General features: G+C 56.3%; 7 protein-coding genes. 3 read left to right on the forward strand and 4 right to left on the reverse strand.

All coding sequences use genetic code 11. The features are described 5' to 3' along the window. Positions 1 to 61: 61 nt before the first annotated feature. The gene (locus IEY09_RS14860) at positions 62 to 973 is read right to left on the reverse strand and encodes a LysR family transcriptional regulator (RefSeq protein WP_055648056.1); all 912 of its coding nucleotides are present in this window, start codon (positions 971 to 973) and stop codon (positions 62 to 64) included. 111 nt (positions 974 to 1,084) lie between these two features. Here IEY09_RS14860 and IEY09_RS14865 point away from each other — a divergent pair, with 111 nt between their 5' ends. The 3 genes from IEY09_RS14865 to IEY09_RS14875 are packed head-to-tail and all read left to right on the forward strand — an operon-like array spanning position 1,085 to position 3,866. Continuing rightward, positions 1,085 to 2,221: an alkene reductase gene (locus IEY09_RS14865; RefSeq protein ID WP_047534577.1), complete on the forward strand. Its 1,137-nt coding sequence runs from the start codon at positions 1,085 to 1,087 to the stop codon at positions 2,219 to 2,221. Continuing rightward, on the forward strand, positions 2,221 to 2,865 hold the full coding sequence (locus IEY09_RS14870; RefSeq protein ID WP_188871661.1) for an ester cyclase: 645 nt from the start codon (positions 2,221 to 2,223) through the stop codon (positions 2,863 to 2,865). Before IEY09_RS14865 ends, IEY09_RS14870 begins: the two co-directional genes overlap by 1 nt. Continuing rightward, complete coding sequence (locus IEY09_RS14875; protein ID WP_037422742.1) at positions 2,862 to 3,866, forward strand: polysaccharide deacetylase family protein; 1,005 nt, start codon at positions 2,862 to 2,864, stop codon at positions 3,864 to 3,866. The genes IEY09_RS14870 and IEY09_RS14875 overlap by 4 nt, the downstream gene beginning before the upstream one ends. Positions 3,867 to 3,926: 60 nt before the next feature. Here the strand turns inward: IEY09_RS14875 and IEY09_RS14880 are convergent, their stop codons facing one another. From IEY09_RS14880 to IEY09_RS14890, 3 genes are all read right to left on the reverse strand, one after another. Further along, the gene (locus IEY09_RS14880; RefSeq protein ID WP_188871677.1) at positions 3,927 to 5,087 is read right to left on the reverse strand and encodes a putative sulfate/molybdate transporter; all 1,161 of its coding nucleotides are present in this window, start codon (positions 5,085 to 5,087) and stop codon (positions 3,927 to 3,929) included. 259 nt (positions 5,088 to 5,346) lie between these two features. Next, positions 5,347 to 16,224 (reverse strand): VCBS domain-containing protein, encoded by a 10,878-nt coding sequence (locus IEY09_RS14885; protein WP_188871663.1) that lies wholly within the window; start codon positions 16,222 to 16,224, stop codon positions 5,347 to 5,349. Next, positions 16,196 to 26,872: a VCBS domain-containing protein gene (locus IEY09_RS14890; RefSeq protein ID WP_188871665.1), complete on the reverse strand. Its 10,677-nt coding sequence runs from the start codon at positions 26,870 to 26,872 to the stop codon at positions 16,196 to 16,198. The genes IEY09_RS14885 and IEY09_RS14890 overlap by 29 nt, the downstream gene beginning before the upstream one ends. Positions 26,873 to 26,884 lie beyond the last annotated feature (12 nt).

Genomic DNA, 26,884 nt, shown 5'->3' on the forward strand with positions numbered 1-26,884 from the left:
TTTTTAAGTATCTATCTTCAGTTGCGGGTGCATGCTGCTTTTTATCAGGCCCAATTATCGTTTAAGGCGCTGGATATTCTTGGCTAAATTGCAGCAGTTTTTGGGCTAAAAATTCAATAGTGCGGCGAATTTTATGGCTAGGATAGTCGGTTTGTAGATAGACTAATTGCAGTGGCACCGCAGGCGCGAGTTTATCGGCTAGGATAAGCTGTAGTCTGCCTTCGGTGACATCCTGCGCCACATCGAGCCAGCTCTTATAGGCGATACCTCGCCCCGCCAGTGCCCAATCGCGCACAACGGCGCCATCATTGCAGAAGCGTTTGCCTCTTACTTCAATTTCTACGGTTTCACCATTATGGCTAAATTTCCACTTCTGCCATGGTTCGCCGCCACGATTTAAGATCAACACTTGGTGTTGGCTCAGCTCGTTCAGTGTTTGCGGTTCACCATATTGCGCAAGATAAGCGGGGGAGGCGACGAGTACTCTTGGCGTCATCGACAGTTGGCGCCGTTTTAGATTGGAATCTTCCAGTTGGCCATAACGCAGGGCTAAATGGATATTTTGATCGATGAGATCCGTCATATGGTCGCCAAAGTACAGCTGAATCGACAGCTCAGGCGCGCTATCCATCAGCTCATCTAGCCAATTGCGGATCCGACTGCGGCCAATGTCCGAGGGCAGAGCGATGCGCACTTCGCCCTTTAGCTCGCCCCTATGCTCGGCCAAATTAGCGGAAGCGGTTTCGAGTAACGCAAGGGCAGGTTTAGCTGCATCGAGAAATATTCGCCCTTCTTCCGTGAGTTGCAACCGCCGAGTTGATCGCGCAAATAGCTGACAACCTAACTTTTTTTCAAGTCGTTGCAGGGCCGCGCTCGCGGCGGCGGGCGTCATGCCGACTTCTTTACTGGCGGCGGACAGGCTTTCTAGTGCAGCAATACGCAGGGCGAGTTGCAGATCGTTTATATGATACATATCAAATTATTTTTGAAAATGATTTAAATAATAGGCTGATTATCAATATAGATTAACTAATGCACAATTGCACTCAGATATTCAATCATCATTTATGGTTCGGGAGTGCATATGAGTTTATTTACAGCCTATGAGTCAGCGGCACTGACACTGCAAAATCGTATTGTTATGGCGCCGATGACACGGGCGCGTACCACGCAACCGGGTAATATCCCTAATGATTTAATGGCGCAATATTATGCCCAGCGTGCGTCGGCAGGGCTTATCATCAGTGAAGCGACCCAAATTTCCGATGACAGCCAAGGCTACTCATTTACCCCCGGCGTCTATACCGAGGCGCAAATTGATGGCTGGAAAAAGGTTACTGCGGCGGTGCATCAAGCGGGTGGAAAAATCTTTAATCAAATCTGGCATGTAGGCCGAGTGTCCCATCCGATTTTTCAGCAGGGTGCAGCGCCGATTGCACCTTCAGCGATTGCTCCTGTCGGTACTAAGGTATGGATCGTTGATGAGGAGCATCCCGAGGGACAAATGGTAGATTGCCCCGAGCCGAGGGAAATGACCCAAGCGGATATCGACCGCGTGGTGGCCGACTTTGCCAACGCAGGGGCAAATGCCGTTGCCGCGGGTTTTGATGGCATCGAAATCCATGGCGGCAATGGTTATCTCATTGACCAATTCCTGCGGACTAATTCTAACCATAGAACCGACGCCTACGGCGGCACGCCTGAAAAACGTATTCGGTTTTTATTGGAAGTCGTTAAAGCGGTAAGTGCCCAGATTGGTGCCGATAAAGTGGGCGTTCGCCTTGCACCCTATGTGACCTTTAAGGACATGGCTTGCCCTGAGATTGTCGATACTATCCTGTTGGCCGCCAAACACTTATCGGCGTTGGGCGTAGCGTATTTGCACTTGTCGGAAGCCGATTGGGACGATGCGCCACAGGTGCCTGAGTCTTTCAGAATCGAGCTTCGCAAAGTGTTTAAAGGCAGCATTATTGTGGCGGGGCGTTACGATGTCGAGCGTGCCAATGAGGTTATCGAAAAAGGTTATGCCGACTTAGTGGCCTTTGGCCGTGCCTTTATTGCTAACCCCGATCTGCCCTATCGATTAGCCAATCAATTACCCCTATCGCCCTTCGATAAGGGGCCATTATTTGGCGGCAGTGCGGCGGGCTATACCGATTATCCTAGTTATCAAGCGGCACTGCGCGCCGTCATCCGCTCTAGTGATGATGAGGTGGCATAATGCAAAACCGTATTTATTGCCCTGTTTCTCCTTGGATAAAAGTAGGTTTGTGGAGCTCAGGATTACTCGGCTTAGCCATTATAGGCTTTGCGCTTGCGAGTCTAAGTATGACGGCGTTTGCCGCTCAAGGTGGTTCAACCCAAGCCAGTGTTGATGTCAAAACTGCCCTTACCCCTAAGGTAACGGCAATGGAGCTGATCAGCGATGGTTCACCACAGGCTGAATCGATTGCCCACGCTGCCTTGCTATACGCTAGTTTTTGGGATACCGGTGATCCGACATTTGCCCGCTGGGCATTAGCGACCAATTTTATTGATCGCACCTTGCCCGAAGGTCGTGCACAGGGGATTAGCGGACCGCTCGACGCCTCTAAAACCTTTAGGGCGGCGGTGCCAGATCTCTCGGTAACCGTTGAGCACTTGCTGGTGGTCGGTGACCGTGCGGTTGTGCGCCTCCGTTTTAATGGCCACTTTACGGGGACCTTTGGTGAACAGCGTGGTCAAGGGCAAAAAATTGATTTTCGCGCCGTAGATATGTACCGCGTGCGTGAGGGGTTTATTACCGATAACTGGCACCTTGAGGATTATCACACACTATTTAGCCAGCTTGCCTCTAACGCTGTGACCACAGGAGCGAAGTCATGAATCAACGTCGACAATTTTTAAAGACCAGTTTACAGGCGGGCGGCGCTTTGATTGCAGGGGTAGGGCTGAGTCAGTCAGCCTTTTCAATGGGAGTTCCGAGCTTAGTGGCGGTCGATGATCAAACTCAAACTTCGGTAGGAGGCAGTATGAATAAGCGTTTTTGGCCTAATGGCGAGCAACTAGTGATCTCTATATCCATGCAGTTTGAGGCTGGCGCGCAGGATAAAAACGCTGAAGGGCCGTTTCCACCAATGGAGAAAGGCTACCCAGATACGATTACTCCCAGTTGGTACGACTACGGGATGAATGAAGGGATACCGCGTTTGCTGCGTATATGGCGTAAGCACAATATTCACGTGACATCCCATATGGTGGGCCGCGCCGCCGAATTACATCCACAACTTGCTAAACAAGTGGCGGATGAAGGCCATGAGATTTCAGGCCATGGGCAGACGTGGACGCCGCAATACAGTATGTCGCCAGCGCAGGAACGTGATTCTTATATCCAGAGTATCAATACCTTAGAAAAGATCACTGGTCAGCGTCCCGTCGGGTTTAATGCGTTTTGGATGCGCCACAGCACCCAAACCTTAAATATCCTACAGGACTTAGGTTTTATCTATCACATTGATGATTTATCAAGGGATGAACCTTCAATTATCCCTGTGCAGGGTAAACCGTTTGCCGTGGTGCCTTATACCTTGCGCAACAATGATATAGGTCGCTTTGGTGGTAACACTGCGATGACGGCTGCCGCCTTCTTACAGGAGCTTAAAGACGAATTCGATATGCTCTATCAGGAAGGAGCATCGCAGCGGCGGATGATGTCGATTAGTGTGCATGACCGTATCGGGGGCACGCCAGGTCTTGCCAATGCCTTAGACAAGTTTATTCAATACGCGAAAGAACACTCAAAAGTGGGTTTTATGCGTAAGGATGCGATTGCTAAATGGGCGCTGGCGCAAAAGGATACGCCAACCAATCCTGCAAGAACATTTTAAGAGATAAAAACACAGCACAGGGATGTGCTGTGTTTTTTACTTTCTTGGGGATATTGGTGCTTAACGCATCGCGAGCATGGCCCAAGTGCGGCGACCTTGCTCAAGAAGAATCCCCACGGCAAGCCCTGCCGCGGCGTTAATGGCTAGGCAGGTCACAGCGGTAGATAAGATCACAAAGATACAGAAGGGCTTACCATCGATAAGGCGTTTTGACCACGCTAGTTGCAAACCGCCGATGGACAGCAAACTGCCGAGAATTGCTACAGGAATAAGCCCGAGCAACCATGCCATTTGGCTATCCCAAAACAGGGCGATAACCACACAAGTACCGCCGAAGATTAATGGTGCGAGATGGGTGCGTGCGCCAAAGTGATACTGCACCGCAAGTCCTCCTGCGCCATGGCACATGGCCGCTGCACCAAAAGGCGCGAGTAACAAATTGGCCAGCCCAGAGCTAATGGCCAAGTTTTTAGGCGTGAGTTTAGCGGCGTCTTCAGGGAATTTTTCCTGCGCCATGGCTGAAGTTGCTATTACCGCATTGGTTAAGGTGAGGGCGAGCTGGGGCAACACCAGTAAAATCGCCGCCGAGCTCCACTCATTAAGGCTCGGCCAAGCCAAATGCAGTGAGGCGCTCAAAGCGGGAATCGTCAGGCTACTAGTTATTTCGGTTTGGCTGTTGGCTTGCCACAACATACCCGCTGCGATAACGAGTGGCATGGCAAGGTAGCGTAATGGTAAGAATTTACTCACAAACAGCAAGGCAAACGCGCCGAGTCCGAGCAACCAAAAGTCACTCATCATCTTAGTGCCCATCCACATCAATTGCAGACCAATCGCTAATTGAATCCCCACACTCACTGCTTGGGATAATTGCTTGGCAAGCCAAGTAATGGCGCCGCTAAACGCCAAGATTAACAGAATAATACCCATCAGCATGGCACTGGCTTGGAGCATCCCAGGCGTTAAGCCTTGGGCGATCACAAGGGCGGCGATGACCTTCATGGGCTGGACGGGGATCGGACGGCGATAAAATAAGGCGCTAAAGATGGCGAATAGGCCAAAGCCTAAAAATATCCCTTGGGGCGAAAATTGGTTTAGGGCAATTAAGCCCAAGACTAAAGGTAAAAATGTGCCTAAGTCAGCAAAGGCGCCGCTGGTTTCACCGAGTAAACGGTTGAGCGGTTGAGTAGGGTGCTGTGTTGGGGTTTTGCCCGCGGTCATAGAGGTTGCCACAATTGAACATTGCCTACTTAGGCAAAATAAATGCCAGATATTTAAGGAGTTAAAGGGGATATAGGGAGTAATTTTCTGAGGTTTTTTTAAGCCGAGAGACATTTTGGCTGTCGAGCGGATGGTGCCTTGGCCTAAATGTCAGCGATGCACTTTTAGCCTAATAGACCCTAGGTACCTGCCTAGGGTCTATTGCGGATAAGTTATGGTCAGCGAAGAGAACAAGATAAATATTTGTTCTTCCCTTTGACTACATTTGGTTATGCATGTCGTTTAGAGCGGAATGTAAGAGATCATCATCGTTTGGATTCACCTCTAATTGTGCATGTTCTCCCTGAAAGCCATACTGGTCCAAATGAGGTGTTTTGTGTTCCTCAATCAGTGGATTTTCAAAATGGTTAATCGTAACCATATCTAACATATCAGTATCCATATCTTGGAATGTTGATGATGGTGTGTTTAACGTTGCCAGTTCAATCGGTGTAGTTGGTTGTTGCTCAATAGAATCGGGCATCAGTCCCACCATTTGCAGATAGTGATCGATAGGGGATGTGGTTGCTTGCGCGGAAAAATTGCCTCCCTCAAAAAGGGTTGTATCGACAGATTTATCCTGCGCTGGGTTAGTTTGAGCAGTCTGTTCGTCTACAGATCCCATTAGGAGACTGGCATCATAGTTAACACTGCTGACATTCAAGTGGCCACTTGACGCCGAATCAAGGTCATGTGCCGAAGTGGCTAGAGTAGCCGGCTCTGCAACATCAAGATTAACGCTGTCTATTGTTTCAAAGTTTGCTTCATCACTTGATTGTGATGATGTTTGCGCATGGAGTTGCAACTCTCCAAAAGTATATGGCCCGAGGTAGTCTGCCAATGGCGAGACCGCAGTGCCATCCGCCGCACCGCCAAGATCGACGTGTTGCGATGTGTCCGCAAAGTGCAGGTAATCAGCGAGCGGTGAGCCGGTACCACCCTGCTCGTTGGTTACAATTTTAGTGAATACCGGCACCGAGTCGTGACTCTCATCTGTACTATCAGTTGAGGAAGGCAAAGTACTCGCTGCATGGTTCGACAAATCTGATTGACCAGCCTGATGATGCGCGTCCTCCACAATTCCAGCATGCTGTTCAGCGTCAGTGCTTGGTGCCTGTGGCGCCGGAGGAGCAGGTCTGGTAGAGCGCACCGCACTGTCGTCGATACCAGTGATTTCAAGGTGAAGTACTCGCTGATCACTGGTGCCATGCTTATCCGTTGCTACCACCGGAATATCTAGAGAAAGTTTATGCCCTTGAGCAAGGTGATGATAGGCAGCATCGGCAGGGTTGAAACTGAAACTACCGTCTGAGTTAAGCGTAAATCCAGCAACGTGTGCACTGGTACTGAAGGTTCTAGTATCGCCTGAATCCACATCCGAGGCTTGTATGTGACCAGTCAGACGAGGGCCTCCCTCTACAACTGTCAAAACTCCATTCAGATTAGGCATGGCAACTTCCGATGTGGTTTTCTGCACAGAAGATTTGCCGCTGTAGCTGGTGCCATCACCAAAAATAATATCTTCTATATTGTTGGCGGTCCCCCAGCTTTTTCCGGTGGCTATCTCCGTAACCTGTACGTTTCCATAGTTGGTGCCTGAATCGACATGATTAGCAGACGAGGTAATCCGATAAGCACTAGCAGGTTTATCCAGCACAATATAATCCTTTGGATCTCTCCCAACACTGCCACCGCCATCGGCACCGTGAACAGTGGCCGCATCACTGAAGACGAAAATATCTCCAACAGAATTGCTCCCATGTGCGTTATGACTCAGAGCTGCGTAATCTGAGGCTTGCCAAACCCGCTGATGGGCGCCTGCGTGTACGACGCCGTCAACAATGGAGAATCCACCTCCTGACGCACCACCATCAATATTGATTACGGTATGCGGAGTTGTGACGCCTGTGATTTGGGGGCGATCATTCGTTCCCGTAATCTGGATGGTCAGATTATTTGTAGCAGTTGCACCGGAGCCATCCCGCACCTCGACAGGGATCGTAAGCGTTTGCGTCTGTCCCTGAGCGAGATGTTGGTAGGCAGCATCACTGGGGTCAAAGGTATAACTGCCGTCAGCGTGCAATGTGAAACCGGAGATTTTCGCGGTGGTGCTGAACGCTTGAGTGTCGCCTGTATCAACGTCGGTAGCGACCATCCTGCCGCTCAACTGTGCACCATTCTCAGCGACACTCTTGCTTTGTGCCGCAAGCGTAGGTGCGTCGTTCGTACCGTTGATCGTTACGGTAATGGTGTGCGCCGTGCCGTCCACAGAATGCACGGTTATCGTGTCCTGAAGAGCGTCATGTCGCCCCAGTGCCTGGATGCGAGGATCAGCGTTATTGGCAACGAAATTCCAGTGACCGTTTGCGCCGACCTCAAATTGCCCCAATCCCTTGTCGCCTGATATCAGGCTGCCTGCGGTCGTGCCAGTCGGAATCAGCCGGGACTCGGCAGCACCATCCGGGTCGGTCACACTCAGGGTGCCACCCGTACTCAACTTGCCACGCAACACATGCTGGTCTTCGGTGACGGAGCCACTGTCTTGTCCGGAAATGCTTGCCGCATCGGACACTGCAGATAGCATCATGGTTGCCGTTTGGCTCACATGCCCCCCGTGCCCATCGACAAGATCGTAGTGGAACGTCACCTGGCCGTTGTAGTTTGCAGCTGGCGTGAATGTATAGCTGCCGTCTCGGTGGCTCACCAAGCTGCCGTGATCAGATGAAATATTGGTGATGCTCAGGTTGTCGCCATCCACATCGCTGACATGTGCCAAAAGCTGCGCCTTGCTCAGGACAAGCACAGCGTCCTCTCGGCCAGCCGTTAGCACCTCGATTTGGGATACTTTCGGGACGTCATTCCTGCCAGTGATGGTAATGATGAGATTTTTTGTGTCGCTCGCCCCTTCGCCGTCGGTCACGGTGATCGGAATGGTGAGCTTCTGGGTCTGGCCGGCGGCCAGATGCTGGTAAGCAGTATTAGCCGGATCAAAGGTGTAGCTGCCATCGTCATGGAGCACAAAGCCTGCAGTGGTGGAACTGGTGCTGAAGTTCAGGGCATCGCCATGGTCTACATCTTGCGCCACCATCTGTCCGCGTAGCACGCTGCCGTCTTCAGTCACTGACTGACTCTGCGCCTGCAGCACAGGCGCGTCATTGCTGCCCTGCACGGTGATGTGCAGCTCATGGCTGCTACCATCGGCGCTGTGCACCATCAGGGTGTCGGTCAGCGTCTCACCGGCCTTGAGCGCCTGCACGGCGGGGTCGGTGTTATCCAGGCGGTACTGCCAGGCGCCCTGCTCGTCGAGGCTGAAGTGGCCGTGCCGCCCTTTCGCGTCGGCCAGGGCGATGAAGTGCGCTTCGCCGGCATCAGGGTCGACCACGCTCAGCTGGCCGCTAACCTGCGCCTGCGCGGTATCCTCGGTGAGTGTTCCGCTGTCCACCCCGCTGATGGTGGCGGCGGTGCGCTGGGAACTGCCGAACAGCTGCACGGTGACGGTGTGACTCGTGCCATCAGCGCTGGTGACGGTGAAGTTTTCGCTCAGGGATTTGCCTGCCGCCAGCAACAGCAAGGCGCTCTGATGACCATCGGCTTGGTAATGCCAGAGGCCCTGCGCGTCGATGCTGAACTGGCCGTACTGACCCTTGACATCTTGCTGGGCGGTAAAGTGCGCTTGGTCACCATCGGCGTCGAGCACAGTCAAGTGACCCTGAGTCTGCAGTTGAGCGTCACCATCGACGAGCACGCTGCCACCGTCGGCACCGGCCAGTACTGCGGCCGATCCGTGCGGGTTGAGTAGGCTATGGTTGGGCACACTGCCAAGCGTTCTGATGGCAACGTCGTATTTGGCGGAGCCCGCATAATCCAGCTGCTGCGGATTGCCACTGTTGTTCACATAGAACGAACTGCTAGCGCCCGGCGTTCCCTCGAGAATCAGTTGTGAGCCAGGATGGCTCTTGATCAGTTCGACTAGATGCCCCAGTGGTATATGTGTGCCAAAGGAATCTTGATGAGTGAAGCTCTCCAATACATGGCCATCGGCGGCCACTACTGTGGGTGTGCCGCCCGTAAAGGACAGCTCAAGGCCACTCAGGTTAGCGATATTGCCCGAACTGATTGCGCCCCCTATCGCGGGCCAAGGATCCAACTGGTTGAATAGTGAGTTTGCCACATGGGCCATCACATCCAGGTATGCATCATCCGCCCCCTGAAGAGCAACGCTGATGGTATGTGCCGTGCCATCGAAGCTGTGCACAACAAAGCTGTCACTGACGGTCTGCCCCTTGACCAGCGCCTGCACGGCCCTGCTGTTGTTATCTGCCTGGTAAACCCAGGCACCGTTCTTGTCCAGGCTCAGATGGCCGTAATGGCCCGCAAGATCCTGAATTGGTTGGAAGACCGCCTGGCCGGCATCGGCATCGGTCACCTGCAACTGGCCGCGAGCCTCCAACTGATGGGCGGCATTGAGATTCTGATCCTCGGTGACTGTGCCGCTGTCAGTGCCGCTGATCACCGCATCCTCGGCCGTGCCCTGGATGCTTAGGGTGATCTGATGGGTCGTGCCCTCGGCACTGATGACGCTCACCACCTCGCTGAGCACTCCCGGCAACGGCGGCGTCTGCCATGCTAGGGCCAGGTGCACCGCAGCGTTCTCCGGGTCGGTGAGCATGGTAGCGCCGGAGAGCGGCAGGCCATGCAGCACCCCCATATCGCCGCGATCGTGGACGAAGAATTGTACATCGCTCTGCGAGCCTTGCAGGTGCACTTCATAGCCTGTGCCCTGATGTAGCCAGCTCAGCAGCTCGTCCACCCCGAGCGTGCTACGGCCTTGGGCGTCCATCGCATAGACCACAGGCGTTGTGCCCGATGGGCCACTGAGCACAATGGCTGCGCCCTGCACCGTCAGGTCCAGCACGCCGGCTAGGGCGCCAGATTGCCCTTGTGTCAGCGCCTCGCCCACTGCATGAAAGCCCTCCATCGTGGATTGCACCAAAGCTTGCCCTAGCGCCTGGGCCATATTGCCGGTCTCGCCCGGCGTGCCGCCCGGTTTGAGCGCCTGCACCTCAGGCTTGTTGTTGTCCACTGTGTAGCTCCAGGCACCTTGGGCATCGATGCTGAAATGGCCATACTGAGTAGCTACGCCATTTTGCGCGACAAAGTTGGACTGGCCTGCATCGGCATCCTGGATCTGTAATTGCCCCGAAGCATGCAGTAGACCTTGGGCATCGACGTTCTGATCTTCAATCACTCGGCCTGTGTCGCCGCCGCTGATGGTGGCACCATCGTTGGTGCCAGTGAGCGTAATCGTCAAATTCGCAGTGCTAGTTGCGCCAGTGCTGTCGGTAACTGTGATGGGGATAGTGAGCGTATCAGTCTGGCCTTGGGCTAGATGTTGGTAAGCCGCACTGGCTGGGTCGAAGCTGTAGCTGCCATCGGTGTTGAGCGTGAAGCCATCGACCGCATTGGTGAGACTGAAGGTAAGTGTGTCACCGGTATCCACATCCGTGGCCACCATCTGCCCGGTGAGTTTGGCGCCATCTTCGGTGACCGATTGGCTTTGCGCCGTGAGCACTGGCGCATCGTTGCTGCCAGTGAGGGTCACTGTGACGGCATGGTTAGTGCCATCGGCGCTGGTAACGGTGAAGCTGTCGGTGAGGGTTTCGCCCGCCTTGAGCTGCTGAATGGCGCTTTGGCTGTTATCGGCGCTGTAGCGCCACTGACCGTTGGCGTCGAGGCTGAACGTGCCATAACTGCCCGCCACATTGGTTTGTGCGGTGAAGTGATCCTGGCCTGCATCCGGGTCGCTGATTGTGAGTTGTCCATGGGTTTCGAGCTGGCCTGCCGTCAGGTTGGCGTCTTCAGTGACGGTGCCGCTATCGACACCCGCAATCACGGCGCCGTCATCATGGCCGTTGATGGTGATGGTCACTGTGTGGGTCGTGCCGCCCACAGACTGGACGGTGATACTGTCGGTGAGGGTTTCGCCCGCCTTGAGTTGTTGAACCGCGCTCTGACTGTTGTCGGCGCTGTAGTGCCACTGGCCGTCGGCGTCGAGGCTGAACGTGCCGTAACTGCCCGCCACATTGGTTTGTGCGGTGAAGTGGTCCTGGCCCGTATCCGGGTCGGTGATTGTCAGTTTTCCATGGGTTTCGAGCTGGTCTGCCGTCAGGTTGGCGTCTTCAGTGACGGTGCCGCTGTCCACTCCCGCAATCACTGCGCCATCATCATGGCCGTTGATGGTAACGGTGATCTGGTGAGTGGTGCCGTCGACCGACTGAACAGTGAGGCTGTCGGTCAGTGTGCCGGTCTGTGAGAGCGCTTGAACAGTCGGGTTGGTATTGTCCAGCGTGTAGGTCCAGTGGCCGTCCGCCGCGAGCGTGAAGCTGCCATAGCTGCCAGCGGCCTTCGTCTGCGCCGTGAAGGCGGCTTCCTGATCATCGATGTCGGTGACGGTGAGCTGGCCCGCCGTGGTGAGCTGGGTGTCTTCGGTGACCGAGCCAGCATCTATGCCGCTGATGACGGCGCCATCGTTGCTGCCGCTGACGGTGATAACCAGCTGCTGGGTGGAGGTTGCGCCTGCACTGTCGGTCACGCTGACCGGAATGGTCAGTGTCTCAGTCTGGCCTTGAGCCAGATGTTGGTAGGCCGCGTCAATTGGCTCGAAGCTGTAGCTGCCATCGGCGTTGAGCGTAAAGCCATCTACCGAATTAGCGAGGCTGAAGGTGAGTGTGTCACCGGTATCCACATCTGTGGCAACCATCTGGCCCGTGAGCAACGAGCCATCTTCGGTTACCGATTGGCTTTGTGCCGTGAGCAGTGGCGCATCGTTCGTGCCGACGATATCGACGGAAATCGTGTGAGTGGTGCCGTCGGCGCTATGTACGGTGAAGCTGTCGTGCAGGAGCTGGCCTTCGCCAAGCTGCTGGATCTCAGTCTTGCTGTTGTCGACGCTGTAGCGCCAATAGGCCTGGCCGTTGGCCTGCGGGGTCAGGGTAAAGCCGCCGTAGCCGCTCAGGCCCGCGCCCTGCTGGGCCGGGAAGAGGCCTTCGCCGCTGTCCACATCGCCCACGCTGAGGTGGCCTTCGATGGCGGTGTGCTGGTCTTCCTTGATCTGGCCGGGCGTGCCGTGGTCAGTGATGGTGGCGCCGTCGTTGGTGCCGGTGAGCGTAATCGTCAGGTTCTGAGTGCTGCTGGCCCCGGCGCCGTCAGTCACGGTGACCGGGATGGTCTGCGTCTCGGTCCGGCCGGCGGCCAGGTGCTGGTAGGCCGCGTTGGACGGGTCGAAGCTGTAGCTGCCGTCGGCGTTCAGGGTGAGGCCGGCCACCGGCTGGTCGATGTGGAAGCTCAGGGTGTCGCCCGCATCCGCGTCGCTGGCCTGCATCTGGCCGCTGAGCAGGGCGCCGTCTTCACTCACCGACTGGGTTTGCGCGAACAGCACCGGGGCGTCGTTCTTGCCGTAGACCGCCACCGAAACCACATGGCTGGTGCCATCGGCACTGGTCACCAGGAAGCTGTCGGTCAGTTGGGCGCCGGCCTGCAGGTTCTGCACCGCCGACTGGCCGTTGTCCACGCTGTAGACCCAGTGGCCGCTGGCATCGATGCTGAAGCTGCCATAGGTGCCGGCCACCTCCTGCTGCGCGTTGAAGTGGCTCTCGCCGGCATCGGCGTCGCTGATGCCGAGCTGGCCGCTGGTCTGCAGCTGGCCGGCGTGATCGACGCGGATGTCGGTGACCGAGATGGTCAGCGAGTCGCTGGCATCGGGCACGGCTCCCGCTGCGCTCAAGGGGGTGGGCAGGCCGTCGATGGGCACACTGCCCAAGGTGTTTTGATGCACGTTGTAGCGCGCATTGCCGGCGAAGTGCAGCTGCCCTTGGTCACCGCTGTCATGCAAGTAGAAGGCACCGGAGCCGCCCACCGGCCCGTCCAACACCAGCCGCGCACCCGGATGGCTCTTCAGCAAGTCCACCACCTGACCGAGGCCGATGTCGTAGCCGAACATGCCCCTGTTACTGCCACTGGCCAGCACATGGCCATCCGCATCCACCACGTGGGGGTTGCCGCCGTAGAAGCTGAGAACCACGTTGCCCAGACTGCCCGCATCCTTGGCGTCGATCGCGTTGCCGATCTGTTTGAACAGGAACACGTTGCTCTTGAGCGTGCTGACGATGCTGGACAAGAGGTCGTGCTGGATCTCGTCGGCGCCCTGGATGCTCAGGCTCAGGGTGTGGGCCGTACCGTCGGCGCTGTGCACGGTGAAGCTCTCGGTGGCGCTCTGTCCCGCGCCCAAGGCCTGCACGGCGGGGCTGTTGTTGTCGGCCTTGTAGACCCAATGGCCATCCGCACCCAGCGAGAGATGGCCGAACTTGCCGGCCAGGTCTGAGAGGGGCGTGAACTGGTCGCCACCGGCGTCCGGCGTGCTGGCGTGCAGCTGGCCTTGGGCGATGAGCTGGCCGCCGCTGACGTTCTGGTCTTCGGTCAGGGTCTGGTGATCCTCCCCGGTGATGACCGCGGCATCGTTCTTGCCGGTAATCGTGACGGTCACCTGATGCAGGCCGCCATCGGCGCTGGTCACGGTGAAGGTGTCTGTCACCTGCTGGCCGTCCTTGAGCGCTTGTACCTCGTGCTTGCTGTTGTCGAGCTGATAGCTCCACTGGCCATTGTCCAGCAGCGTGAAGCTGCCATAAGTACCGGCGGTATTGCTTTGCGCCACGAAGTGCGCTTCGCCGTCATCGACATCCGTGATGGTCAGTCGGCCTCTGGTCGCCTGTGTTGAGTCCTCCGTGGTCGCGGCGCTAATGTCACCGCCAATCACCGCGCCGTCGTTGGTACCAGTCAGGTTCAGGCTGAGGTTCTGCGTGCTGCTCGCGCCCGCGCTGTCGGTCACCGTGATCGGAATCGTCAGGTTCAGGGTCTGGCCTTGGGCTAGGTGTTGGTAGGCCGCATTGGACGGATCGAAGCTGTAGCTGCCATCGGCGTTGAGCGTAAAGCCATCTACCGAATTGGCGAGACTGAAGGTGAGTGTGTCACCGGTATCCACATCCGTGGCCACCATCTGGCCAGTGAGCAACGAGCCATCTTCGGTTACAGATTGGCTTTGCGCGGTAAGCACTGGGGCATCGTTGCTGCCAGTCAAGGTGATGGTCACTGTGTGGGTCGTACCGCCGACTGATTGGACGGTAAGGCTGTCGGTGAGGGTTTCGCCCGCCTTGAGTTGCTGGATAGCGGTTTGGCTGTTGTCGGCGCTGTAGTGCCACTGGCCGTCGGCGTCGAGGCTGAACGTACCATAACTGCCCGCCACATTGGTTTGTGCGGTGAAATGGTCCTGACCCGCATCCGGGTCACTGATTGTCAGTTGCCCATGGGTTTCGAGCTGGCCTGCCGTCAGGTTGGCGTCTTCAGTGACGGTGCCGCTGTCCACGCCAGCAATCACTGCACCATCATCATGGCCGTTGATGGTGACGGTGACGGTGTGTGTCGTGCCGTCCACCGACTGCACAGTAAGGCTGTCGGTCAGGGTGGCGTTCTGGCCAAGGGCCTGAACTGCACTGTTCTTGTTGTCCAGCGTGTAGGTCCAGTGGCCATCGGCCGCCAGCGTGAAGCTGCCGTAGCTGCCTGCGGTGTTCGCTTGCGCCGTGAAGGCAGACTCTTGGTCGTCGATGTCGGTGACCGTGAGTTGGCCACCAGTCGTGAGCTGCATGTCTTCGGTGACGGCGCCAGCATCTGTGCCGCTGATGACGGCGCCATCGTTGCTGCCTGTGACGGTGATAACCAACTGCTGGGTGGCGGTCGCCCCCGCACTGTCGGTCACGCTGACCGGAATGGTCAGCGTCTGCGTCTGGCCAGCAGCCAAGTGTTGATAAGCCGCATCAGTTGGGTCAAAGCTGTAGCTGCCATCGGCGTTTAGCGTAAAGCCAGCAGTCTGGGCGGTGGTGCTAAAGGTTTGGCTGTCGCCGATATCCACATCCGTAGCCACCATCTGGCCCGAGAGCTTGGAGCCATCTTCTGTGATGGATTGGCTTTGCGCGGTAAGTACCGGCGCATCGTTGCTGCCAGTCAAGGTGATTGTCACTGTGTGTGTCGTACCGCCCACTGATTGGACGGTGATACTGTCGGTCAGGGTTTCGCCTGCCTTGAGTTGCTGAACCGCGCTCTGACTGTTGTCGGCGCTGTAGCGCCACTGACCGTCGGCGTCGAGGCTGAACGTGCCATAACTGCCCGCCACATGGGTTTGTGCAGTGAAATGGTCCTGGCCCGCATCCGGGTCGCTGATTGTCAGTTGTCCATGGGTTTCGAGCTGGCCAGCTGTCAGGTTAGCGTCTTCAGTGACGGTGCCGCTATCGACCCCCGCAATCACGGCGCCATCATCATGACCGTTGATGGTGACGGTGATGGTGTGGGTCGTGCCATCCACCGACTGCACGGTCAGGCTGTCGGTCAGCGTGGCGTTCTGGCCAAGGGCCTGGACTGTTGGGAGACTATTATCGAGCGTGTAGGTCCAGTGGCCATCGGCTGCCAGCGTGAAGCTGCCGTAGCTGCCCGCGGTCTTGGCCTGCGCAGTGAAGGCTGACTCCTGGTCGTCGATGTCGGTGACCGTAAGTTGGCCACTGGTCGTGAGCTGGGTGTCTTCGGTGACCGCACTGGCATCTGTGCCGCTGATGATGGCGCCATCGTTGCTGCCTGTGAGTGTAATCGTCAGGTTCGCAGTGCTAGTTGCGCCAGCGCTGTCGGTGACTGTGATGGGAATAGAGAGCGTCTCAGTCTGGCCTTGGACTAGATGCTGGTAAGCCGCATTGGATGGATCGAAGCTGTAGCTGCCATCGGCATTGAGCGTAAAGCCATCTACCGAATTAGCGAGGCTGAAGGTGAGTGTGTCACCGGTATCCATATCCGTAGCGACCATCTGGCCCGTGAGCAACGAGCCATCTTCGGTTACAGATTGGCTTTGCGCGGTGAGTACTGGCACATCGTTCGTGCCGACGATATCGACGGAAATCGTGTGAGTGGTGCCGTCGGCGCTATGTACGGTGAAGCTGTCGTGCAGGAGCTGGCCTTCGCCAAGCTGCTGGATCTCAGTCTTGCTGTTGTCGACGCTNAACAAAGCTGCCGTAACCGCTCAGGCCCGCGCCTTGCTGGGCAGGGAAGAGGCCTTCGCCACTGTCCACATCGCGCACGCTGAGATGGCCTTCGATGGCGGTGTGCAGATCTTCCTTGATCTGGCCGGGCGTGCCGTGATCGGTGAGGGTTGCGCCGTCGTTGGTGCCGGTGAGCGTAATCGTCAGGTTCGCAGTGCTAGTTGCGCCAGTGCTGTCGGTCACGCTGACCGGAATGGTGAGCGTCTGCGTCTGGCCTTGGGCCAAGTATTGGTAGGCCGCGTTACTGGGGTCAAAGCTGTAGCTGCCATCGGCGTTCAGGGTGAAGCCCGCGACGCGGGTGCCAATGCTGAAGTGCAAGGTGTCGCCCTGATCCACATCGGTGGCGACCATCTGACCGCTGAGGCGGCTGCCGTCTTCCGTCACGGATTGGCTTTGCGCGGTGAGCACTGGCGCGTCGTTGCTGCCAGTGAGGGTCACTGTGACGGTATGATTGGTGCCATCGGCGCTGGTAACGGTGAAGCTGTCGGTGAGCGTGGCACCGGCTTTGAGTTGCTGGATAGCGGTTTGGCTGTTGTCAGCGCTGTAGCGCCACTGACCGTCGGCGTTGAGGCTGAACGTGCCATAACTGCCCGCCACATTGGTTTGTGCGGTGAAATGGTCTTGGCCTGCATCCGGATCGCTGATTGTCAGTTGTCCAGACGTGGTGATTTTTCCGGTAGCCACGTTACTGTCTTCTGTGACTGTGCCGCTATCGACACCTGCAATCAGGGCGCCGTCATCATGGCCGTTGATGGTTACTGTGATGGCGTGGGTCGTGCCGTCTACCGACTGCACGGTCAGGCTGTCGGTCAGCGTGGCGTTTTGGCCAAGGGCCTGAACCGCACTGTTCTTGTTGTCCAGCGTGTAGGTCCAGTGACCATCGGCCGCCAGCGTGAAGCTGCCGTAGCTGCCTGCGGTGTTCGCTTGTGCCGTGAAGGCAGACTCCTGGTCGTCGATGTCGGTGACCGTGAGTTGGCCTTGGGTTGTGAGCTGGGTGTCTTCGGTGACTGTACTGGCATCTGTGCCGCTGATGATGGCGCCATCGTTGCTGCCTGTGACGGTGATAACCAACTGCTGGGTGGCGGTCGCCCCCGCACTGTCGGTCACGCTGACCGGAATGGTGAGCGTCTGCGTCTGGCCAGCGGCCAGATGTTGATAAGCCGCATTGGCTGGGTCAAAGCTGTAGCTGCCATCGGCGTTGAGCGTAAAGCCAGCCGTCTGGGCTGTGGTGCTAAAGGTTTGGCTGTCGCTGGTATCCACATCAGTAGCCACCATCTGCCCACTGAGTTTGGTGCCGTCTTCCGTGACCGATTGGCGCTGCGCGGTAAGTACCGGCGCATCGTTGCTGCCGGTGATTGTGACGGTGACGGTGTGCTGACTTCCATCGGCGCTGTGGAAAGTGTATGTCTCAACCAGAGTCTGGCCCGCTTTTAGCTGTTGAATTTCCGGCAGGTTGTTGTCGACGCTGTAACCCCAGCCCCCAGTCGGTGCGAGCAAGAAGTTGCCTAGGCCGAGGCTGCCAGCACCCTGTTGTAGCGGAAAGCGGGCTTCGCCAGTATCAATGTCGCTCACGGTCAATGTGCTGGAGAACGAAATCAGACCGCTGATTTTGACGTTACTGTCTTCAGTGACGGTGCCGCTATCGACACCTGCAATCACAGCGCCATCATCATGACCGTTGATGGTGACGGTGACTTTGTGTGTCGTGCCGTCCACCGACTGCACGGTCAGGCTGTCGGTCAGTGTGGCGTTCTGGCCAAGGGCCTGAACCGCTGGGAGACTGTTATCGAGCGTGTAGGTCCAATGGCCATCGGCCACCAGCGTGAAGCTGCCGTAGCTGCCCGCGGTGTTCGCTTGCGCCGTGAAGGCTGACTCCTGGTCGTCGATATCGGTGACCGTGAGTTGGCCTTGGGTCGTGAGCTGGGTGTCTTCGGTTACCGCGCCAGTATCTGTGCCGCTGATGAGGGCGCCATCGTTGCTGCCTGTGAGCGTAATCGTCAAATTCGCAGTGCTAGTTGCGCCAGCGCTGTCGGTCACGCTGACCGGAATGGTGAGCGTCTGCGTCTGGCCTGCGGCTAGATGTTGATAAGCCGCATTGGATGGATCGAAGCTGTAGCTGCCATCGGCGTTGAGCGTAAAGCCATTGACCGCATTGGCGAGACTAAAGGTGAATGTATCACCCGTATCCACATCCGTAGCCACCATCTGGCCTGTGAGCAACGAACCATCTTCGGTTACAGATTGGCTTTGCGCCGTGAGCACTGGCACATCGTTGCTGCCAGTCAGGGTGACGGTCACTGTGTGGGTCGTACCGCCCACTGATTGGACGGTAAGGCTGTCGGTGAGGGTTTCGCCCGCCTTGAGTTGCTGGATAGCGGTTTGGCTGTTATCGCTGACGTAAGTCCAGTGTCCTGCTTGATCGAGGCTGAACGTGCCGTAACTGCCCGCCACATGGGGTTGTGCGGTGAAGTGGTCCTGGCCCGCATCCGGGTCGCTGATCGTCAGTTGTCCACGGGTTTCGAGCTGGCCAGCCGTCAGGTTGGCGTCTTCCGTGACTGCGCCGCTGTCCACGCCAGCAATCACGGCGCCATCATCATGGCCGTTGATGGTGACGGTGACGGTGTGGGTTGTGCCGTCCACCGACTGCGCGGTAAGGCTGTCGGTCAGCGTGCCGTTCTGGCCAAGGGCCTGGACTGCACTGTTCTTGTTGTCCAGCGTGTAGGTCCAGTGGCCATCGGCTGCCAGCGTGAAGCTGCCGTAGCTGCCTGCGGTGTTCGCTTGTGCCGTGAAGGCTGACTCCTGGTCGTCGATGTCGGTGACCGTGAGTTGGCCTTGGGTCGTGAGCTGGGTGTCTTCGGTGACCGCACTAGCATCTGTGCCGCTGATGATGGCGCCATCGTTGCTGCCTGTGAGCGTAATCGTCAAATTCGCAGTGCTAGTTGCGCCAGTGCTGTCGGTGACTGTGATGGGGATTGTGAGCGTCTCAGTCTGGCCAGCGGCAAGGTGTTGGTAAGCCGCATTGGCTGGGGCGAAGCTGTAGCTGCCATCGGCGTTGAGCGTAAAGCCAGCCGTCTGGGCGCTGGTGCTAAAGCTTTGGCTGTCACCGGTATCCATATCGGTGGCAACCATCTGTCCGCTGAGTTTGGTGCCGTCTTCCGTGACCGATTGGCTTTGCGCGGTGAGTACCGGCGTATCATTGCTGCCAGTCAAGGTGATGGTCACTGTGTGGGTCGTACCACCCACCGACTGGACGGTGAGGCTGTCGGTGAGGGTTTCGCCCGCCTTGAGTTGTTGAACCGCGCTCTGACTGTTGTCGGCGCTGTAGTGCCACTGGCCGTCGGCGTCGAGGCTGAACGTGCCATAACTGCCCGCCACATTGGGTTGTGCAGTGAAGTGGTCCTGGCCCGCATCTGGGTCGGTGATTGTCAGTTGTCCACGGGTTTCGAGCTGGCCAGCCGTCAGGTTGGCGTCTTCAGTGACTGTGCCGCTATCGACACCTGCAATCACAGCGCCGTCATCATGACCGTTGATGGTCACTGTGATGGTGTGGGTCGTGCCGTCCACCGATTGCACGGTCAGGCTGTCGGTCAGCGTGGCGTTTTGGCCAAGGGCCTGAACTGCTGGGAGACTGTTATCGAGCGTGTAGGTCCAGCGGCCATCGGCCGCCAGCGTGAAGCTGCCGTAGCTGCCCGCGGTCTTGGCCTGCGCCGTGAAGGCCGACTCCTGGTCGTCGATGTCGGTGACCGTGAGTTGGCCTTGGGTCGTGAGCTGGGTGTCTTCGGTGACCGTACCGGCATCTGTGCCGCTAATGACGGCGCCATCGTTGCTGCCTGTGAGCGTAATCGTCAAATTCGCAGTGCTAGTTGCGCCAGTGCTGTCGGTCACGCTGACCGGAATGGTGAGCGTCTGCGTTTGGCCAGCGGCAAGGTGTTGATAAGCCGCATTGGCTGGGTCAAAGCTGTAGCTGCCATCGGCGTTAAGCGTAAAGCCAGCCGTCTGGGCGCTGGTGCTAAAGCTTTGGCAGTCACCCGTATCCACATCCGTAGCCACCATCTGGCCCATGAGCTTGGAGCCATCTTCTGTGATGGATTGGCTTTGCGCGGTAAGCACTGGCGCGTCGTTCGTGCCAGCCAAGGTGATGGTCACTGTGTGGGTCGTGCCGCCCACTGATTGGACGGTAAGGCTGTCGGTGAGGGTTTCGCCCGCCTTGAGTTGCTGAATGGCACTTTGGCTGTTATCGCTGACGTAAGTCCAGTGTCCTGCTTGATCGAGGCTGAACGTACCGTAACTGCCCGCCACATTGGTTTGTGCGGTAAAATGGTTCTGCCCCGCATCCGGGTCACTGATTGTCAGTTGTCCATGGGTTTCGAGCTGGCCTGCCGTCAGGTTGGCGTCTTCAGTGACTGTGCCGCTATCGACACCTGCAATCACTGCGCCGTCATCATGGCCGTTGATGGTCACTGTGACGGTGTGGGTCGTGCCGTCCACCGACTGCACAGTAAGGCTGTCGGTCAGCGTGGCGTTCTGGCCAAGGGCCTGGACTGCACTGTTCTTGTTGTCCAGCGTGTAGGTCCAGTGGCCATCGGCTGCCAGCGTGAAGCTGCCGTAGCTGCCCGCGGTGTTCGCTTGCGCCGTGAAGGCCGACTCCTGGTCGTCGATGTCGGTGACCGTGAGTTGGCCTTGGGTTGTGAGAAGGGTGTCTTCGGTGACCGCGCCAGCATCTGTGCCGCTGATGAGGGCGCCATCGTTGCTGCCTGTGAGCGTAATCGTCAAATTCGCAGTACTAGTTGCGCCAGCGCTGTCGGTGACTGTGATGGGAATAGAGAGCGTCTCAGTCTGGCCTTGGGCTAGGTGTTGGTAGGCCGCGTTACTGGGGTTAAAGCTATAGCTGCCATCGGCGTTGAGCGTAAAGCCATCGACCGCATTGGCGAGGCTGAAAGAGAGTGTGTCACCCGTATCCACATCCGTGGCGACCATCTGTCCGCTGAGTTTGTTGCCATCTTCGCTGACCGATTGGCTTTGCACGGTGAGCACTGGCGCATCATTGCTGCCGGTGATTGTGATAGTGACGGTGTGTGGCGTACCGCCCACTGATTGGACGGTAAGGCTGTCGGTGAGGGTTTCGCCCGCCTTGAGTTGCTGGATAGCGGTTTGGCTGTTGTCGGCGCTGTAGTGCCACTGGCCATCGGCGTCGAGGCTGAACGTGCCATAACTGCCCGCCATATTGGTTTGTGCAGTGAAATGGTCTTGGCCCGCATCCGGATCGCTGATCGTCAGTTGTCCATGGGTTTCGAGCTGGCCTGCTGTCAGGTTGGCGTCTTCAGTGACGGTGCCGTTATCGACACCTGCAATCACGGCGCCATCATCATGGCCGTTGATAGTGACGGTGATGGTGTGGGTTGTGCCGTCCACCGATTGCACGGTCAGGCTGTCGGTCAGTGTGGCGTTTTGGCCAAGGGCCTGGACTGCTGGGAGACTATTATTTAACGTGTAGGTCCATTGGCCATCGGCCGCCAGCGTGAAGCTGCCGTAGCTGCCTGCGGTCTTGGCCTGCGCCGTGAAGGCCGACTCCTGGTCGTCGATATCGGTGACCGTGAGTTGGCCTTGTGTCGTGAGCTGGGAGTCTTCGGTGACCGCACCGGCATCTGTGCCGCTGATGATGGCGCCATCGTTGCTGCCTGTGACGGTGATAACCAACTGCTGGGTGGCGGTCGCCCCCGCACTGTCGGTCACGCTGACCGGAATGGTGAGCGTCTGCGTCTGGCCAGCGGCCAGATGTTGATAAGCCGCATTGGCTGGGTCAAAGCTGTAGCTGCCATCGGCGTTGAGCGTAAAGCCAGCCGTCTGGGCGGTGGAGCTAAAGGTTTGGCTGTCACCCGTATCCACATCCTTAGCCACCATCTGCCCGGTTAGTTTGGCCCCATCTTCTGTGATGGATTGGCTTTGCGCGGTGAGTACTGGCACATCGTTGCTGCCTGTGACGGTGATAACCAACTGCTGGGTGGCGGTCGCCCCCGCACTGTCTGTCACGCTGACCGGAATGGTGAGCGTCTCAGTCTGGCCAGCGGCAAGGTGTTGGTAAGCCGCATTGGCTGGGTCAAAGCTGTAGCTGCCATCGGCGTTGAGCGTAAAGCCATTGACCGCATTGGCGAGACTAAAGGTGAATGTATCACCCGTATCCACATCCGTAGCCACCATCTGGCCTGTGAGCAACGAACCATCTTCGGTTACAGATTGGCTTTGCGTGGTAAATACTGGCGCATCGTTGCTGCCGGTGATTGTGACGGTGACGGTGTGGGTCGTGCCACCCACTGATTGGACGGTAAGGCTGTCGGTGAGGGTTTCGCCCGCCTTGAGTTGCTGAATAGCGGTTTGGCTGTTATCGCTGACGTAAGTCCAGTGTCCTGCTTGATCGAGGCTGAACGTGCCATAACTGCCCGCCACATGGGTTTGTGCGGTGAAGTGGTCCTGACCTGCATCCGGGTCGGTGATTGTCAGTTGTCCACGGGTTTCGAGCTGGCCTGCCGACAGGTTGGCGTCTTCAGTGACGGTGCCAGTATCGACGCCCGCAATCACAGCGCCATCATCATGGCCGTTGATGGTGACGGTGACGGTGTGGGTCGTGCCGTCCACCGATTGCACGGTCAGGCTGTCGGTCAGTGTGGCGTTTTGGCCAAGGGCCTGAACCGCACTGTTCTTGTTGTCCAGCGTGTAGGTCCAGTGGCCATCGGCCGCCAGCGTGAAGCTGCCGTAGCTGCCTGCGGTGTTTGCTTGCGCCGTGAAGGCAGACTCCTGGTCGTCGATGTCGGTGGCCAGGAGTTGGCCACCGGTCGTGAGCTGGGTGTCTTCGGTGACTGCACCGGTATCTGTGCCGCTAATGACTGCGCCATCGTTGCTGCCTGTGAGTGTAATCGTCAAATTCGTAGTGCTAGTTGCGCCAGAACTGTCGGTGACTGTGATGGGAATAGAGAGCGTCTCAGTCTGGCCAGCGGGCAGATGTTGATAAGCCGCATTACTGGGGTCAAAGCTGTAGCTGCCATCGGCGTTGAGCGTAAAGCCATCGACCGCATTGGCGAGGCTGAAGATAAGTGTGTCACCGGTATCCATATCGGTGGCAACCATCTGTCCGCTGAGTTTGTTGCCATCTTCGCTGACCGATTGGCGTTGCGCCGTGAGCACTGGCGCATCGTTCGTGCCGACGATATCGACGGAAATCGTGTGAGTCGTGCCATCGGCGCTATGTACGTTGAAGTTTTCGTGCAGCATCACTCCTTCGCTGAGCTGCTGGATTTCTGGCTTACTGTTGTCGAGCTGGTAGCTCCATCGGCCGTCGGCACTCAGGCTAAAGTGGCCGTAAGTGCCAGCCGTGTCGGTCTGCGCTACGAAGTGTGCTTCACCATCGTCCACATCGGCCACACTGAGCTGGCCGGTGGTGATCTGGGCGTTGTCTTCTTTGGCACTGCCAGTGCTGATTCCGCCGATAGTCGCGCCATCGTTGCTGCCGTTAAGCTTAATTACTAAGTCCTGGGAGCCGGTCGCGCCAGCGGCATCGGTCACTGTAACTGGAATGGTGAGCGTCAGCGTCTGGCCGGCTGCCAGATGCTGGTAGCTGGCATGACTGGGGTCGAAGCGCCAACTGCCGTCGGTGTTGACGGAGAGACCATCCACTGGCTGCGCGATACTGAAGGTGAGCGTATCGCCACTGTCGGGATCCGTCGCGGTGAACTGCCCGGTGACCTGTGCGCCATCTTCTGTTGCGTGCACGGTCGCAATGGGGGTGAGCGAGGGGGCGTCGTTAGTGTTGTCCACATTCAGCACGAAGATGGTACTGACTTGTGCGCCGCTACCATCGGTGGCTGTGATAGTCACTTGTAAGGTGCCGACGTCGCCATTGGTGGGCGTACCCGAGAAGGTGCCTGTAGCCGCATCGAAGTGCAGCCAGGCCGGCAAGCTGCCAGTGCTCAAAATCAATGTATCGCCGGTATCGATATCGGCAAAGGTGCCCGCAGGAATGCTGAAGCTGAAGGCAGTATCTTCCGTTGCAGTCGTTGTGACCAAGCTTTGAGCCACTACTGGTGCATCGTTGCTGCCCGTTATCGTCACTTTTAGTGTGTGGTTTGTGCCGTCTGCACTCGATATTGTCAGGCTATCAGTGAGGTGCTCACCGGTATTGAGCTGCTGAATAGCTGTTAGTGTGTTATCTACTGTGTAGGTCCAGTTACCGGTAGCGTCTATGCTGAAATGTCCGTAGCCTGCACTGCCGGCGACATCGGTTAGTGCACTGAACTGGGCTTGGCCTGCATCGGGATCGGTTATGGTTAATGTGCCGTGTGCCTGTAATTGCCCATGCTGGGGAGATTGATCCTCGACAAGCGTTGCAGTGTCGGTTCCACCGATAATTGCTTTATCATCAGCGCCTTTGATCAAAATCTCGATCTTTTGGCTCGTTCCATCCAACGCTTTTACAAACAGGGTTTCAGTTACGAATTCGCCATGTTTGAGAGCTTGTATGCTGGGATTGTTGTTGTCTGCTATGTAGGTCCAATGACCATCGCTACTGATGGATAATACGCCGAATTGACCTTGGCGCTGTTCGGCTGCAAATCCTGCTCGTCCGGTATCTGGATTGCTGACCCAGAGTTGACCATCTGTATGGAGTTGTCCTTGAGAAAGGCGTTTGTCTTCAAACACTCTCACCACTGATGTGCCCCTAATCACAGAGTGATCATCGGTACCATGAATGGTGATGGAGATGGTTTGCTGTGTGCCATCTTGGGTTTGTACCACAAGGGTATCAGTGATGGATTCTCCGGTTTTGAGTGCTTGAATTTCTGTTTGCGAGTTATCTGCGATGTAGGTCCAGTGGCCCAATTCATCAATGGTGAAGGTGCCAAACTGACCAGATTGCTCGGTCGCTGTAAATAAGTGTGGTCCGTGGTCGTTATCTGTAATGGTAAGGTTGCCATTAGCCCTAAGCATACCTTGGTATGTGTCACTATCTTCAGTGAGTGAGGCCGAGGTTGTACCTGATATTTCGGCCTTATCATCGGTCCCGTTAATCGTGACTGTGATGTTTTGCGCGGTACCATCGGCGCTGTGGATGATAAAAGTATCGGTTAGATGTTCACCCGATCTAAGGCTTTGAATGGTTGCTTGGGTGTTATCAGCGTTATAGATCCAATGGCCGTTTACATCGATCGTGAGATAGCCAAATTGTCCTTGCAATGAATCTGCCGAAAAATGCGCTTGATCCTTATCTGGATCTTGGATGCTTAATTGGCCTGATACCGTTAATTGACCATTGATCGCCTGAGTATCTTCGGTCACTAAACCTGTCATCTCGCCTTGAATGATAGCGGCATCATCAGCGCCATTCACTTGAATACTGACTTGTTGGCTTACTGGATGGCCTGATTGATCGGTTGCGGTGACGGTAAAGGTTTCCGTTACCTGTTGACCAGAGACTAGAGCAAGCGTGGCGTTTGCATGGTTATTTAGTTGGTATTGCCATTGGCCCGTGAGTGGATTGATGCTCAGTTGGCCATATTGACCTTGTCCATCAAGCACAGCCCAAGTGATTACATCGTTATGATCGGGATCGACACTGCGTAGTTGCCCCATCACTGTCTGCAAGGAGTCCGCCGCATTAATGCTAGCAAGGTGCGATCCTAAAATTTGGGGCAGATCGTTACTGCCTTCGACATCGATGACGATGACAGTACTGACTTGTTCGCCATTGGGACCGCTGACAGTAACCGTAAATTGTTCGGTTTGATGCTCACCTTCGGCTAATGCATCAGTGTTAGGCGCATTGTTATCGAGTTGGTAATGCCACTCGCCAGTGATTGGATCGATATCAAGGCGACCAAATTGACCTTGATGTTCTGCAACTGTCCATTGGAGTGACATTATTGTTTCACCATGGGCATGCAGTTTGCCTGAGATGCTCGCCGCTGGGGCATCTTCTTTAATAGATTGATGGGTGACTTGTTCGTCAATGCTCAGTGGTGTGTGGTGTTGCTCAGTGCTAATAATCGGAGGACGCACACTTTGAGTCAATGTGGTTCTCGCCATTGATACCGTTAATGCTGTCGGTTCAATCTGCTGCTTAATATCTCTAATTTCAGGGAGTTGACTGAGGGTAACAAGGAGAGGCTGTGTATCGTCAACATGCAGTCCTTGCCCTAAATGGGTTGATTCACTCGAGCCATAATCTTGGAACTTAGGGAGGGTTGCGGTTTGCGTTTCAGCTGCATTTGCTTGCTGCTGTTGTTCTAGCAAGGTTTTTTCTGAATCAGTACTCGCAGACTGTGTAGTTGAATGACGGTTATCAATATCTGCCGTAGTCGATTGCGAATTCGATTTTTGCTCTGTCGATTGTTCGGTATTAGCAAGCTGCGTTGTAGCATGCGTGGCTAAGCGCCAAGACTGAGTTGCCACAATATCTGGGGTTGCAGAGTTTTTGACTTCGCTCTCTCTAAATTCCTTCGCCTTGAGCTTGGCGACATCTTTATCAAGTTTTTTAGCGGCAATTTCAGACTTTTTGGCGAGTTTTGCTGAAATTCGACTTTTACGTTTTGCGGTTGAGAGCGTTAATGGTTTTTTTGGGCTCATAGTTAGTGCTTC

This window comes from Shewanella xiamenensis (assembly GCF_014647135.1).
GTDB lineage: Bacteria > Pseudomonadota > Gammaproteobacteria > Enterobacterales > Shewanellaceae > Shewanella > Shewanella xiamenensis.